The following is a 12,235-nucleotide window of genomic DNA, read 5'->3' on the forward strand; positions in this document are numbered from 1 at the left end:
ATAGAAGCATGCACATGATCCGCCGCGGCGCCCTGGCCGCCGTCTCCGTCGTCGCCATCCTGGCGATCCCGGCCGCCGCCAGCGCGCACCGCCAGTGGCTTCTCCCGTCGGCCACCGTGCTGTCGGGCAACGATCCCTGGATCACCGTCGACGCCGCCGTCTCCAACGACCTCTTCTATTTCGACCATATGCCGATGCGCCTCGACGGCATTTCGGTCATCACGCCGGACGGCTCGAAGGGCGAGATCAAGAACGGCGCGACCAGCAAGTACCGCAGCACCTTCGACGTGCAGCTGAGCCAGCCCGGGACCTATAAGATCACCAATGTCAGCGACGGCGTCGGCGCCTCGTACAAGCAGGGCGGAGAGCAGAAGCGCTGGCGCGGCTCGGCCGCCGACCTGGCGACGGCGATCCCCAAGGACGCCACAGACGTGAAGATCATGGAGAACGCGCGTCGGCTCGAAGTCTTCGCCACGCGCGGCTCGCCGACCAAGGAAGCCCTGAAGCTGACCGGCAAAGGCCTGGAGCTGGAGCCAGTCACGCACCCGAACGACCTGGTGGCCAGCGAACCGGCCACCTTCAAGCTGGTGCTCGACGGCAAGCCCGCAGCCAATGTCGAGGTCGAGGTTGTCGCCGGCGGCAATCGCTACGCTGGCAAGACTACCGAGCTCAAGCTGAAGACCGGGGCGGACGGGGCCTTCACCGTGAACTGGCCGGCGGCCGGCATGTACTGGCTGGAAGCCTCCGTCCGCGGCGGCCAGAGCAGCATTCCGGGCGCCGAGCGCAGCGCCGCCTACGTGACGACCCTGGAAGTCCTGCCCGACTGATGAGCCGGGTCGCCGTCCCGCTGGATCTCTCGCCGCGCGCCCTGCAGGCCCGCGGCGAGCGACCGGCCAGCTTCAGCGGCCCGACCATGGGCGTGTCGTGGAACGTCAAGGCGTTCGCGCCGCTGGGCGTCGAGCTCACAGCCATTCCCGCCCAGATTCAGGGCCTGCTGAACAGCCTCATCGCCCAGATGAGCAACTGGGAGCCGGAGTCCCAGATCTCGCGGTTCAACCGCGCGGCCGCAGGCGGCTGGCTCGACCTCGCGCCAGCCTTCCGGCACGTGATGGACCGGGCGCTGCACTGGGCCGAACTGAGCGAGGGGGCCTTCGACCCGACTGCAGGCCGACTCGTCGAGCTGTGGGGATTCGGACCGGCTGGCCCGACGCCTCACCCGACCGACGCCGATCTCGCGGCCGCCAGGGCCGATTGCGGCTGGGACCGGCTGGCCCGCGACGGCGCGCGCATGTTCCAACCGGGCGGCCTGCATCTCGATCTCTCCGGCATCGCCAAGGGCTTTGGGGTCGACAAAGTCTCGCGCGCGCTCTCGCACCTCGGATTGATCGACCACCTTGTCGAGATCGGCGGCGAACTGCGCGGCGCCGGCGTCAAGCCGGACGGCCAGCCCTGGCTGGCGGACATCGCAGCGCCGCCGGGCGCGAGCCTGCCGGGCGGGCCGATCCGCGTGGCCTTGCACGGTCTCTCACTTGCCACGTCAGGCGACTATCAGCGCTTCGTCGACCATGACGGAACGCGTTATAGCCACACGCTCGACCCGCGCACCGGACGCCCCACCGCCAACGGCCTGCGGTCGGTCAGCGTCGTCGCCCGTGACTGCATCGACGCTGACGCGCTTTGCACTGCGATCGGAGTCCTCGGCCCGCACGACGGCTGCGCGTTCGCCGTCCGGCATGACATCGCCGCCTATCTGCTGGTGGACAATGGCGACGGATTGAGCGAAATCCTCACCCCCGCCTTCGAGGCGATGCTGGCCTGAGCCAGGACACCCGCGGATTTTCCCAAGGCCGCATTGACTTTGGGTTCGAGATTCGTATTGTCCGCGGCTCTTTAGAACACCTGCCGGTCCGACCGGCCCCGCGAGGACCGACCATGGCGAAGCCCGCCTCCATCAAGATCCGCCTGAACTCGTCGGCTGACACCGGCTACTTCTACGTCACCAAGAAGAACGCCCGCACCAAGACCGAAAAGCTGGTCATGATGAAGTACGACCCGGTCGTGCGGAAGCATGTCGAGTTCAAAGAAGGCAAGATCAAATAAGCTTTCTCCAGACTCTCCAGTCTGTGAAAACGCCCGGCCGTCTGGCCGGGCGTTTTTCGTTGCGCGCGGCGCGGCCTCCCCGCGTCATGTCGCCGCCCCACCGCATCGGCTAGTATGCGCCGATGACACCCCTGGATCTCAGCATCCGCAGCTACGGCCAGGACCGAGGCCCCGACAGCCACAGCTTCGACCAGTTGGTGCTGCCGCTTAGCGGCGCGCTGGAGCTGGACATTGACGGCAAGGGCGAGCGCCTGGCCTCCGGACGGGCCGCATTCGTCGTCGCGGGAACGCCGCACTCGACCATGAGCGACACGGCCAATCGCTCAGTGATCCTGGACCTGCATCTAGCCCACCTGGCCCCGCAAATGGCCGAGCGGCTGGCCAGGGCGCCCTTCGTGAACCTTACCCCCGCCGCGACCAAGCTGATCGACTACATGGGGCTGATGATCGGCGAGAGCCGCGCCACGCCCGCCACGGTGGCGCTCTGGACGCCGCTGCTGATCGACGCGCTGGGGCAGACGCCGGCCAGCGCCGCCTCTCGGCTGGCCAGACTCGCCGCCGAGATCGAGGCGGACCCGGCCCTGCCCTGGACCGCCGCGATGATGGCCGAACGCGCCGCGGTCAGCGTCAGCCGCCTGCACGCCCTATTCCAAACCGAACTGGGCGCGAGCCCCCGGGCCTGGCTCAGCGAAGTGCGCCTGCGCCAGGCCCGGGGTTGGCTGTCGACCTCGCCGGTCTCGATCGCCGAGGTCGCCCATCGCTGCGGCTACGCCGACCAGAGCGCGCTGACGCGGGCGATGCGCCGGGCGACCGGCATGACCCCGGCCGCCTATCGCCGCCAGGAACGCGAGACGCGGACCAAAGCGCAGTAGCCTCGGCCAAGACCCCGGCCGCATTCCATGGCAATGGCCTCCTCATGACAGGACAAGGCCGGACATTGCTGGGCGTCGGATGCGGATTGGCCGCCGGCGCGCTCTGGGGACTGGTGTTCCTGGCCCCGGAGTTGACCGCGGAGTTCACCCCGCTGCAACTGGCGGCCGGGCGCTACCTCGCCTACGGAGCGCTCGCCGCCGCCCTGCTCGCGCCGCGCTGGCGGGCCGTGAGCGCCGCCATCGGACGGCGCGAGTGGATCGCGCTGTCGTGGCTCAGCGTGCTCGGCAACACCCTCTACTACGTGCTTCTCGCGAGCGCCGTGCAGATGGGCGGCGTGGCCATGACCTCCGTCGTCGTCGGCTTTCTGCCCGTCGCCGTCACGGTGATCGGCAGCCGCGACCACGGCGCGGTCCCCCTGCGGCGATTGATCCCGTCGCTGGCGATGGGCGCCGCCGGCGTCGTCTGCATCGCCTGGCAGTCGCTGGACGCCGCCGCGCCGGGCTCGGAGGCGCAGGCTCTCGTCGGCCTGGCCTGCGCGATCGGCGCCCTGGCCTCGTGGACCGCCTACGCGGTCGGGAACGGGCGCTGGCTGGCGCGCATGCAGCACGTATCGGCCCACGACTGGAGCCTGCTGACCGGGGTGGCCACCGGGGCCCAGGCCATCGCGCTGGCGATCCCCGCGGCGCTGATCGGAGCCAGCGCCCACGCCTCGGCCGAGTGGGTGCGCTTCCTCGCCGTGTCTGGCGGAGTGGCGATCTTCGCCTCCATCGTCGGCAACGCCTTCTGGAACCGCGCCAGCCGGCTGCTGCCGCTGACGCTGGTCGGCCAGATGATCCTGTTCGAGACCCTGTTCGCCCTGCTCTACGGCTTCCTGTGGGAGCAGCGCTGGCCGACCGCGGCCGAACTCGCCGCCATCGGCCTCATGGTCGCCAGCGTCGTCACCTGCGTTTCGGCGCACCGTCCGCGCCAAGGAGTTCCCCATGCACAAGACCAGCAAGCCTGACGAGCCGGCGGCCGCGCAGATCGTCTTCGACGACTTCGCCAAGGTCGACATCCGCGCGGGCGTCATCGTCTCGGCCGAGCCCTTCCCGGAGGCGCGCAAGCCGGCCTACCGCCTGGCCATCGACTTCGGCCCGGCGATCGGCGTGAAGAAGAGTTCGGCCCAGATCACCGAGAACTACGCGCTGGAGGAGCTGGTCGGTCGCGCGGTGATGGCTGTCGTCAATTTCCCACCGCGCCAAATCGGGCCGGTGCGTTCGGAAGTGCTTGTCCTGGGATTTCCGGACGATAAGGGTCGGATCGTCCTCGCCGCCCCGCTTGGCGCCGTGCCGACCGGCGCGCGGCTCGCCTAGCCGCGCCTGGCGACGCGTCCCGCCAGCGCCAGCAACAGCCCCGCCGCAGTCAGTGCGAACATCGCCCCGATGATCAAGGTCAGGCGCTGCTCGCGGACGCTGGTGGCGGCGCCGGCTTCGAGCATGTCGCCGTAGTGTCCGAAGAACGACATCCAGAACATCGCGCAGGCGAACCCCCAGCCCGCGCTCAACCAGCGCTCCACGCCACGGCGAAGGGCCAGAACCCCGCCTACGACTAGGAGAGCGGCGGCGACATAGTCGACGACCCAAAAGGGCCACCACTGCCAATCGCCCCAGTTGCGGACGGCTTCAAGCACCGCCAGCGACGATCCGAACACGATCGCCAACCACGCCGAAATCTTCAGCATCGCTGCCCCCTCACCCCATACGGACAACCTAGGGGAGATGCGGGGCTTGGTCACGCCGCGCGGGCGACGACCTTGTTGCGGCCGTGGGCCTTGGCCTCGTAGACGGCCTCGTCAGCACGCTTGAGCAGGGCTTCAGGGCGGTCGCCCTCGCCGAGGGTGGCGGCGACACCGACCGATATGGTCACCGTCAGCAGTTCGCGGCCGCCCATCACCCGAAACGGCGAGCCGGCGACGTGCAGGCGGATCCGCTCGGCGATGCGCTCAGCGTCCTCCAGTTTGGTGTCGGGCATCACCACAACGAACTCTTCGCCGCCGTAGCGGCACGGTAGATCAATGGCCCGGACGTTGGAGGCCAGCCGCACGGCGAACTCGCGCAGCACCTCGTCGCCGACATCATGGCCATAGCCGTCGTTGATCTTCTTGAAGTGGTCGATGTCGATCAGCAGGCAGGCCACAGCGTCGCCGCCATGCGTCGCACGGCGCACCAGCGCCTCGAGCTGGCCGGTCATGTAGCGGCGGTTGTGCAGGCCAGTAAGCTGATCGGTGACCGCCAGCTCCAGGGAGTGATCGAGGTTGTCGCGCAGATAGTCGGTGTAGCGCTTGCGGCGGATCTGGGTGCGAGCGCGAGCGGCCAGCTCCTGTGGGTCGATCGGCTTGGGCAGGATGTCGTTGACGCCGATCTCCAGAGCCTTCACCAGCCGCGGCCGCTCGTCGAAATCGACTACAGCCAGCACAGGCAGGTGACGGGTCGCCTCGTCCGAGCGCAGCTGAGCAGCGAAACGCAGGCCGTCGAAGGCGCGCGCGGTGGCGTTGACGATGATCAGATCGACCGGCCCCTTGGCGGTCATCAGCGCCTTCTCGGGATCGGCCTCGATCACCGGGCGATGCTCGATCGCCAGCTCGGTGGCGACCCGCTGCGCCTGGCGTTCATGATCGTCGACGATGAGGATCCGGCCGCCCGTCCCGCCCAAGCGCGAGGCGGCGCCGGCGATGACGCCCATACGGCGGCCCGACGCCTCGCGGTCGCGCAATTCGTCGATCACCATCTTCAGCCGGGTCAGACTGCGCACACGGGCGAACAGCAGGACATCGTCGATGGGTTTAGTCAGGAATTCGTCGGCGCCAGACTCCAGCCCGGCGATGCGGTCGGCGCGGCCGTCCAGCGCGGTGACCAGCACCACCGGCACGTGGCGCGTTTCCGGATCATCCTTCAGCCGGCGGCAGACCTGGAAGCCGTCCATGCCGGGCATCATCACGTCCAGCAGGACGATGTCGGGCTTTTCCTTGGCGGCGATGGCCAACGCCGTCGGCCCGTCGCTGGCCGTCAGGACATCGTAGTATTCCGCCGTCAGCTTGGCTTCCAGCAGACGCACGTTGGCTTCAATGTCGTCGACGACGAGGATACGGGCGGACATAGGCGAACTAACTCAACAATCGCCGGACGGTTTCGAGAAAGTGCGACACCGAAATAGGTTTCGACAAGTAGGCCTCGCAGCCGCCCTCGCGAATCCGCTCTTCGTCACCCTTCATCGCGAACGCCGTCACCGCCACGACCGGAATCGTCGCGAGGTCGTCGTCCTCCTTCAGCCACTTGGTGACCTCCAAGCCGGAGATCTCCGGAAGCTGGATATCCATTAGAATCAAGTCGGGACGATGCTCGCGCGCCAACGCAAGCGCCTGCAGCCCTTCGCGGGTCTGCAGAGTTTCGTAGCCTTGGGCATCGAGCAGATCATGAAACAGCTTCATGTTCAGCTCGTTATCCTCGACGATGAGGACCTTCTTGGCCATTTTCGTCTCGATGATCCTTCGAGAGCTCGCGAATCGACCGCAGCCCCCACCTTTGGATCGTTAATCCCACGGATATCCTTAAACTCGCGTTAGTCGCACCGGAGGGCTCTTTGGCCAGCGTTTCACCTCAACTGCCGCCACCCCGGGCGCCCAACCTGCTGGAACTGGGCGTCGATCCCAGCCGCCCGCTGCTGCTGGTCGACGTGGACGAGGTGCTGGGCCTGTTCATGCAGGGGTTCGGGCGGTTCCTGGAGGGCCGCGGGCTGGAGTTTCGCGTCGACCGCTTCGCACTGTTCCAGAACATCTACCGCCCCGGCGAGACCCAGCACCTGCCGATTGAGGAAGGGCGAACACACTTCGACGACTTCTTCCGCCTCGGCTGCGGCGACATGGAACCCGCCCCCGGGGGTCCCGAAGCGCTGCGCGCGCTCTCGCAGCGGGCCAATGTCGTGATCCTGACCAACGCGCCGGGCCCGGCCCGCATGGCCCGGGCCCGCTGGCTCGGCCGGCACGGCATGGACTATCCGCTGGTGCTCAACACCGGCCCCAAGGGTCCAGTCGCCGCGCTGATGGCGCGGCAGGTCCGTTCCCGAGCCGCATTCATCGACGACCTGATCTCCAATCTCGACTCGGTCGCTGAGAGCGCCCCGGGCGTGAACCGCTTCCAGATGGTCGCCGACCCGCGCCTGCAGCCGCTGGCGCCAACCGCCCCCGAGCGCCACACCAGGATCGACGACTGGCGGGCGCTGCGCGAGGCGATCGAAGCGGCGGTGTTCTAAGTCGCCGGCTTGGCGGCGGCCGGGCCCGGCTGGGTGAACTCCGTCTCAATGACGATCTCGACCTCGTCGCTGACGCCGAAGTTGGTGCCCGGCGCGGGCACGCCGTAGGCGATCCCAAACTCCGAACGCTTGATCTCGCCCTTGGCGGAAAAGCCGATCCGCGCCCCGCTCGGGTCCATGCCGCCGGCCGCGTAGCCGCCGTTGAAGGTGACATCCAGCGTCAAGGGCCGCGTCACCCCGTGCAGGGTGAAGTCGCCCGTGACCTTGGCGGTGTTGGCGCCGGTCGGCTCGACCTTGGTCGACTTGAACGTGATGGTCGGGAACTTAGCGGCGTCCAGCCATTGCGGCCCAGCCAGCTCAGCGTCGAAATCAGGCTCGTCGAGCGGGAAATCGGTCTCGAGCGACTTCGGGTCGACAGTCGCCTCCACGGTCATCGCCGCGGGATTGGCGGGATCGAAGTTCAGCTTGCCGGCGATGTCGGTGAAACGCGCCGTATAGCGCGAGAGCCCCAGGTGATTGACCCGGAAGGTGACGCTGGCATGGGTGTTGTCCAACTTGTACTCGCCAGGCGGCGCGGTGTTCTTGACCGCAGGCGCGACGGCCGTCGGTGCGGGGGCGGGCGGCTCGGCCGCCTTCTTCTCGGCCTGCGGCTGCGAGCAGGCGGCGACAGTGAGGGCGGCGAACGCCCAGGCGGCACGCTTCATGAGTCCGGTCCTTCGAGTGTGTCTGGCCACAACTGAGCGTCGCACCAGCCGCGCGAGCACGGCAACGGAAATCACCTCGCCGCCCCCATTGCGCCTGGGCGCGAAACGGAACAAACCATGATCCCATGATCCGGATCGGCGTGGATTTCGGCGGCACCAAGATCGAAGCCGCAGCGCTGGACGCGCACGGCCGCTTCCAAGCCCGCGTGCGTGGCGCCTCGCCGCGCGATTACGCCGCCGGCCTCGAGGCCGTGCGCGAGCTGGTCGCCGAGGCTGAGCGCCAGGCCGGCGTGAAGGGCGCCAGCATAGGCGTCGGCGGACCTGGCTCGCCCTCGCCGGCCAGCGGCCTGATGCGCAATGCCAACTCCACCGAACTCAATGGCCACCCCTTCCCGGCCGACCTGGCTCGCGTCCTCGAGCGCCCGGTCCGGTACGCCAACGACGCCAACTGCCTGGCGCTGTCGGAAGCCACCGACGGCGCCGGCGCCGAGCATCGGGTGGTCTTCGCCGCGATCCTGGGAACGGGCTGCGGCGCGGGCGTGGCCGTCGAGCGCTCGATCCTGGAAGGCCGCAACGCGTTCGCCGGCGAGTGGGGTCACATGCCCCTGCCCTGGCCGACTGCCGCCGAGCATCCGGGTCCCTCGTGCTGGTGCGGACGGCGCGGCTGCATGGAGCTTTGGGTGTCAGGGCCCGGCTTTTCCAAGGACCACGGCGGCGGCCTGTCCAGCGAGCAGATCGTCGGGGCGGCGCGCAACGGCGAGCACGCCGCGGCCGCCGCGCTCGAGCGCTATGTCGACCGCCTGGCCCGCGGCCTGGCGGTGGTCTGCGACGTGCTCGATCCCGACGTCATTGTCCTCGGCGGCGGGATGTCGAACGTCGGCGAACTCTACGACCGCCTGCCCGGCGCCATCGCGCCGCTGGTGTTTTCAGACCTCTTCGAAACCGAAGTTCGCCCCGCCATGCACGGAGACTCCTCCGGCGTGCGGGGCGCGGCCTGGCTGTGGCCGCTACAGCCATGAGCGCGCTCTGCCGCGACTGCTTCAAGCGCGGCGAGTTCGAACGCCGCTGCCCAGCCTGCGGCTCGCCGCGCATCGTGAAGCACAGTGAGCTCGAGACGCTCTCCATCGCGCACATGGACTGCGACGCCTTCTACGCCTCGGTCGAGAAGCGCGACGATCCCTCGCTGCGCGACCAGGCTGTGATCGTCGGCGGCGGCAAGCGCGGGGTGGTGACCACCTGCTGCTACATCGCCCGCATCAGCGGCGTCCGCTCGGCCATGCCGATGTTCAAGGCTCGCCAGCTCTGCCCCCAGGCGGTGATCATCAAGCCCGACTTCGCCAAGTACCGCACCGAGAGCCGGCGGATCATGGAGATGGTCCGCGACCTGACCCCGCTCGTGCAACCGCTGTCGCTCGACGAGGCCTGGATGGACCTGTCCGGCACCGAGCGCCTGCACGGCGCCTCGCCGGCCGAGACCCTCTCGCGGCTGCAGGCGAAGATCGAGACCGAGATCGGCATCACCGTCTCCATTGGGCTCGCCGCCAACAAGTTCCTCGCCAAGATCGCCTCGGACCTGGACAAGCCGCGCGGCTTTTCAGTGATCGGCGCGGCCGAGGCCCAGAGCTTCCTGGCCCCCAAGCCGGTCGGCATCATCCCCGGCGTCGGCCCGGCGATGATCAAGTCGCTGGAAGGCGCGGGCTTCAGCAAGGTCGGCGACCTGGCGCGCGCCGACCTGAAGGTTCTGGCCCAGCGCTTCGGCGCCCAGGGCCTGCGGCTGCATGACTTGGCGCACGGCCGCGACAACCGCAGCGTCAACCCGAACGAGGAACGCAAGGGCATCAGCGCCGAGACCACCTTCAACGAGGATCTGTCGACGCGATCCGACCTGGAGGACAAGCTGGCCCCGCTGTGCGAGCGGGTGGCGCGTCAGGCCCGGGCCGGCGGCGTGGCTGGCCGGGTCGTCACGCTGAAGCTGCGCCGGACCGACTTCAAGATCATCACCCGCCGCCGGGCCCTGCCGGTGCCGACCCAGACGGCCAAGACCCTGTTCGCCGTCGGGCGCGAATTGCTGGCCAAGGAAGTCGACGGACGGCCCTGGCGGCTGATCGGCATCGGCATGGCCGAACTGATCGACGCCGACGCCGTGGAGCATGATTTTTTCGCCGGCGCCGAGCAGAAGGCGCTGGTCGAAGAACGCGCCGTGGATAAGCTACGGGCGCGATTCGGCCCCGGCGCGGTCACATCCGGACGGGCTTTGGGGGCGAAACGCACCTCCCATGATTGAGGGTTGCCGTGTTCCCCCGCATTCGGGGTGACAAAAACGCGCGGTTAGACGGGTTGTAGCCTTTGGGCGACATTTCGACCCTTCCATACGGCAGCCTTTTCCATATCTAATCCATTGTAGAGAGGGCGGCTGCCCTCAGGAGACCTGTTCGATGGCCGAGCGCAAGCAAGGTGATCAAGATACGGGCGTCCGGTCGACGGTCATCACTCAGACCAAGCCGAAGACGCAGAAGCCGTCGATGTATCGCGTGCTCATCCTGAACGATGACTACACGCCGATGGAATTCGTCGTCTACGTGCTTGAGCAATACTTTAATAAGTCGCGCGAAGACGCGACGCGGATCATGCTGCACGTACACCAACATGGTGTCGGCGTGTGTGGCGTGTTCACATACGAAGTGGCGGAAACGAAAGTGGCCCAGGTCGTTGATACCGCTCGTCGGCACCAACACCCGCTACAATGCACAATGGAAAAGGATTGAGGCCCAGTGCCGTCATTCTCGCGCCAGCTTGAAGAATCTCTCCACCGCGCGGTGGCTTTCGCAAACCAGCGTAAGCACGAGTACGCGACGCTAGAGCACCTGCTGCTCGCCCTCATCGACGATGAGGACTCGGCTGGTGTGATGCGCGCGTGCGACGTGGACCTGGCCGCCCTGCGCACCACTCTCACCAATTACGTGGACAACGAGCTCCGCTCCCTGGTCGTCGACGACGGCGAGGACGCCAAGCCGACCTCGTCGTTCCAGCGCGTGATCCAGCGCGCGGTGATCCACGTCCAATCCTCGGGTCGCGAGGAAGTGACCGGAGCCAACGTGCTCGTGGCCATCTTCTCCGAGCGCGAGAGCCATGCCGCCTACTTCCTGCAGGAGCAGGACATGACGCGGTACGACGCGGTGAACTACATCGCTCATGGCATCGCCAAGAAGGCCGGGGCCGACCAGCCCAAGACGGTCAAGGGCGCCGAGGACGAGGACAAGCCCGCGGTGAAGACCGGCGGCGAAGCCCTCGAGGCCTACTGCGTCAACCTCAACGAAAAGGCCAAGCAGGGTAAGGTCGATCCGCTGATCGGTCGCCACGCCGAGGTCGAGCGCTGCATCCAGATCCTCTGCCGCCGGACCAAGAACAACCCGCTGCTGGTCGGTGATCCGGGCGTCGGCAAGACCGCCATCGCCGAAGGCCTGGCCCGCAAGATCATCAACAACCAGGTGCCGGAAGTCCTCGCCGGCGCGACCATCTTCTCGCTCGACATGGGCTCGCTGTTGGCCGGCACCCGCTATCGCGGCGACTTCGAAGAGCGCGTGAAGCAGGTCGTCAAGGAACTGGAAAACCATCCCGACGCGATCCTGTTCATCGACGAGATCCACACGGTGATCGGCGCCGGCGCGACCAGCGGCGGGGCGATGGACGCTTCGAACCTGCTGAAGCCGGCCCTGGCCTCCGGCACCTTGCGGTGCATGGGCTCGACGACCTACAAGGAGTTCCGTCAGCACTTCGAGAAAGATCGGGCCCTGGTCCGACGCTTCCAGAAGATCGACGTGAACGAGCCGACCATCGAGGACACGATCAAGATCCTCAAGGGTCTGAAGACCTACTACGAGGAGTTCCACAAGCTCCGCTACACGGGCGACGCCATCAAGTCGGCCGTGGAGCTGTCGGCCAAGTACATCACCGACCGCAAGCTGCCGGACAAGGCGATCGACATCATCGACGAGGCCGGCGCCAGCCAGATGCTTCTGCCTGAAGGCAAGCGGAAGAAGACCATCGGCGTGAAGGAGATCGAGACGGTCGTCGCTAAGATCGCCCGCATCCCGCCGAAGTCGGTCTCCAAGTCCGACACGGTGGCGCTGAAGGAACTCGAAGTCGACCTGAAGCGCGCGGTCTACGGCCAGGACAACGCGATCGAGCAGCTCTCCGCCGCCATGAAGATGGCGCGGGCCGGCCTGCGCGACGCGAACAAGCCGATCGGCTGCTACCTGTTCTCGGGCCCC

Annotated in this window: 15 protein-coding genes; 11 read left to right on the forward strand and 4 right to left on the reverse strand. The window is 67.6% G+C overall.

The annotated features are described in order from the left end of the window. The first annotated feature begins 8 nt into the window (after positions 1 to 8). From C0481_RS11055 to C0481_RS11080, 6 genes are all read left to right on the forward strand, one after another. Positions 9 to 827 (forward strand): DUF4198 domain-containing protein, encoded by an 819-nt coding sequence (locus C0481_RS11055; RefSeq protein ID WP_293403609.1) that lies wholly within the window; start codon positions 9 to 11, stop codon positions 825 to 827. Next, positions 827 to 1,819: an FAD:protein FMN transferase gene (locus C0481_RS11060; protein WP_293403611.1), complete on the forward strand. Its 993-nt coding sequence runs from the start codon at positions 827 to 829 to the stop codon at positions 1,817 to 1,819. Before C0481_RS11055 ends, C0481_RS11060 begins: the two co-directional genes overlap by 1 nt. A gap of 113 nt (positions 1,820 to 1,932) precedes the next feature. Then, the gene (gene rpmG, locus C0481_RS11065; RefSeq protein ID WP_056018215.1) at positions 1,933 to 2,100 is read left to right on the forward strand and encodes a 50S ribosomal protein L33; all 168 of its coding nucleotides are present in this window, start codon (positions 1,933 to 1,935) and stop codon (positions 2,098 to 2,100) included. Positions 2,101 to 2,222: 122 nt separating this feature from the next. Next, a complete protein-coding gene (locus C0481_RS11070; RefSeq protein WP_293403615.1) occupies positions 2,223 to 2,972 on the forward strand; it encodes an AraC family transcriptional regulator in 750 nt (249 codons plus the stop codon). A gap of 44 nt (positions 2,973 to 3,016) precedes the next feature. Next, positions 3,017 to 3,976 carry a DMT family transporter gene (locus tag C0481_RS11075; RefSeq protein WP_293403617.1) on the forward strand — a complete coding sequence of 320 codons (960 nt, stop codon included), beginning with the start codon at positions 3,017 to 3,019 and terminating at the stop codon, positions 3,974 to 3,976. Then, positions 3,954 to 4,325, forward strand: coding sequence for a tRNA-binding protein (locus C0481_RS11080; protein ID WP_293403619.1), 372 nt, complete (start codon positions 3,954 to 3,956; stop codon positions 4,323 to 4,325). Before C0481_RS11075 ends, C0481_RS11080 begins: the two co-directional genes overlap by 23 nt. On the opposite strand, the gene C0481_RS11085 is transcribed toward C0481_RS11080, so the two are convergent. From C0481_RS11085 to C0481_RS11095, 3 genes are read right to left on the reverse strand one after another with little or no spacing between them, the layout of a single operon-like run. Further along, positions 4,322 to 4,693, reverse strand: a complete 372-nt coding sequence (locus C0481_RS11085; protein ID WP_293403621.1) for a hypothetical protein — start codon at positions 4,691 to 4,693, stop codon at positions 4,322 to 4,324. The genes C0481_RS11080 and C0481_RS11085 overlap by 4 nt on opposite strands. Before the next feature lie 50 nt (positions 4,694 to 4,743). Continuing rightward, on the reverse strand, positions 4,744 to 6,108 hold the full coding sequence (locus C0481_RS11090; protein WP_293403623.1) for a PleD family two-component system response regulator: 1,365 nt from the start codon (positions 6,106 to 6,108) through the stop codon (positions 4,744 to 4,746). 7 nt (positions 6,109 to 6,115) lie between these two features. Further along, a complete protein-coding gene (locus C0481_RS11095) occupies positions 6,116 to 6,481 on the reverse strand; it encodes a response regulator (RefSeq protein WP_293403625.1) in 366 nt (121 codons plus the stop codon). Positions 6,482 to 6,591: 110 nt separating this feature from the next. On the opposite strand from C0481_RS11095, the gene C0481_RS11100 reads away from it, so the two are divergent. Continuing rightward, positions 6,592 to 7,260 carry a hypothetical protein gene (locus tag C0481_RS11100; RefSeq protein ID WP_293403627.1) on the forward strand — a complete coding sequence of 223 codons (669 nt, stop codon included), beginning with the start codon at positions 6,592 to 6,594 and terminating at the stop codon, positions 7,258 to 7,260. Here the strand turns inward: C0481_RS11100 and C0481_RS11105 are convergent. Next, positions 7,257 to 7,964, reverse strand: coding sequence for a YceI family protein (locus tag C0481_RS11105; RefSeq protein WP_293403629.1), 708 nt, complete (start codon positions 7,962 to 7,964; stop codon positions 7,257 to 7,259). The genes C0481_RS11100 and C0481_RS11105 overlap by 4 nt on opposite strands. 125 nt (positions 7,965 to 8,089) lie before the next feature. Between C0481_RS11105 and C0481_RS11110 the strand changes: the two genes are divergently transcribed. From C0481_RS11110 to C0481_RS11125, 4 genes are all read left to right on the forward strand, one after another. After that, complete coding sequence (locus tag C0481_RS11110; RefSeq protein ID WP_293403631.1) at positions 8,090 to 8,983, forward strand: ROK family protein; 894 nt, start codon at positions 8,090 to 8,092, stop codon at positions 8,981 to 8,983. Continuing rightward, a complete protein-coding gene (locus tag C0481_RS11115; protein ID WP_293403633.1) occupies positions 8,980 to 10,248 on the forward strand; it encodes a DNA polymerase IV in 1,269 nt (422 codons plus the stop codon). Before C0481_RS11110 ends, C0481_RS11115 begins: the two co-directional genes overlap by 4 nt. Positions 10,249 to 10,399: 151 nt before the next feature. Beyond that, the gene (gene clpS, locus C0481_RS11120; RefSeq protein WP_056734830.1) at positions 10,400 to 10,729 is read left to right on the forward strand and encodes an ATP-dependent Clp protease adapter ClpS; all 330 of its coding nucleotides are present in this window, start codon (positions 10,400 to 10,402) and stop codon (positions 10,727 to 10,729) included. 6 nt (positions 10,730 to 10,735) lie between these two features. Next, positions 10,736 to 12,235 (forward strand): AAA family ATPase (locus tag C0481_RS11125; protein ID WP_293403638.1); only part of this gene is annotated, 1,500 nt, incomplete at its 3' end.

This window comes from Phenylobacterium sp., from assembly GCF_013822795.1.
Classification (GTDB): domain Bacteria; phylum Pseudomonadota; class Alphaproteobacteria; order Caulobacterales; family Caulobacteraceae; genus Phenylobacterium.

Bases quoted from the DNA above. Each gene is read 5' to 3' on its own strand.
- C0481_RS11055 (WP_293403609.1), top strand. From the start codon at position 9: ATGCACATGATCCGCCGCGGCGCCCTGGCCGCCGTCTCCGTCGTCGCC.
- C0481_RS11060 (WP_293403611.1), top strand. From the start codon at position 827: ATGAGCCGGGTCGCCGTCCCGCTGGATCTCTCGCCGCGCGCCCTGCAG.
- C0481_RS11095 (WP_293403625.1), bottom strand. From the start codon at position 6,481: ATGGCCAAGAAGGTCCTCATCGTCGAGGATAACGAGCTGAACATGAAG.
- clpS (WP_056734830.1), top strand. From the start codon at position 10,400: ATGGCCGAGCGCAAGCAAGGTGATCAAGATACGGGCGTCCGGTCGACG.
- C0481_RS11115 (WP_293403633.1), top strand. From the start codon at position 8,980: ATGAGCGCGCTCTGCCGCGACTGCTTCAAGCGCGGCGAGTTCGAACGC.
- C0481_RS11085 (WP_293403621.1), bottom strand. From the start codon at position 4,693: ATGCTGAAGATTTCGGCGTGGTTGGCGATCGTGTTCGGATCGTCGCTG.
- C0481_RS11110 (WP_293403631.1), top strand. From the start codon at position 8,090: ATGATCCGGATCGGCGTGGATTTCGGCGGCACCAAGATCGAAGCCGCA.
- rpmG (WP_056018215.1), top strand. From the start codon at position 1,933: ATGGCGAAGCCCGCCTCCATCAAGATCCGCCTGAACTCGTCGGCTGAC.
- C0481_RS11075 (WP_293403617.1), top strand. From the start codon at position 3,017: ATGACAGGACAAGGCCGGACATTGCTGGGCGTCGGATGCGGATTGGCC.
- C0481_RS11105 (WP_293403629.1), bottom strand. From the start codon at position 7,964: ATGAAGCGTGCCGCCTGGGCGTTCGCCGCCCTCACTGTCGCCGCCTGC.
- C0481_RS11080 (WP_293403619.1), top strand. From the start codon at position 3,954: ATGCACAAGACCAGCAAGCCTGACGAGCCGGCGGCCGCGCAGATCGTC.
- C0481_RS11090 (WP_293403623.1), bottom strand. From the start codon at position 6,108: ATGTCCGCCCGTATCCTCGTCGTCGACGACATTGAAGCCAACGTGCGT.
- C0481_RS11070 (WP_293403615.1), top strand. From the start codon at position 2,223: ATGACACCCCTGGATCTCAGCATCCGCAGCTACGGCCAGGACCGAGGC.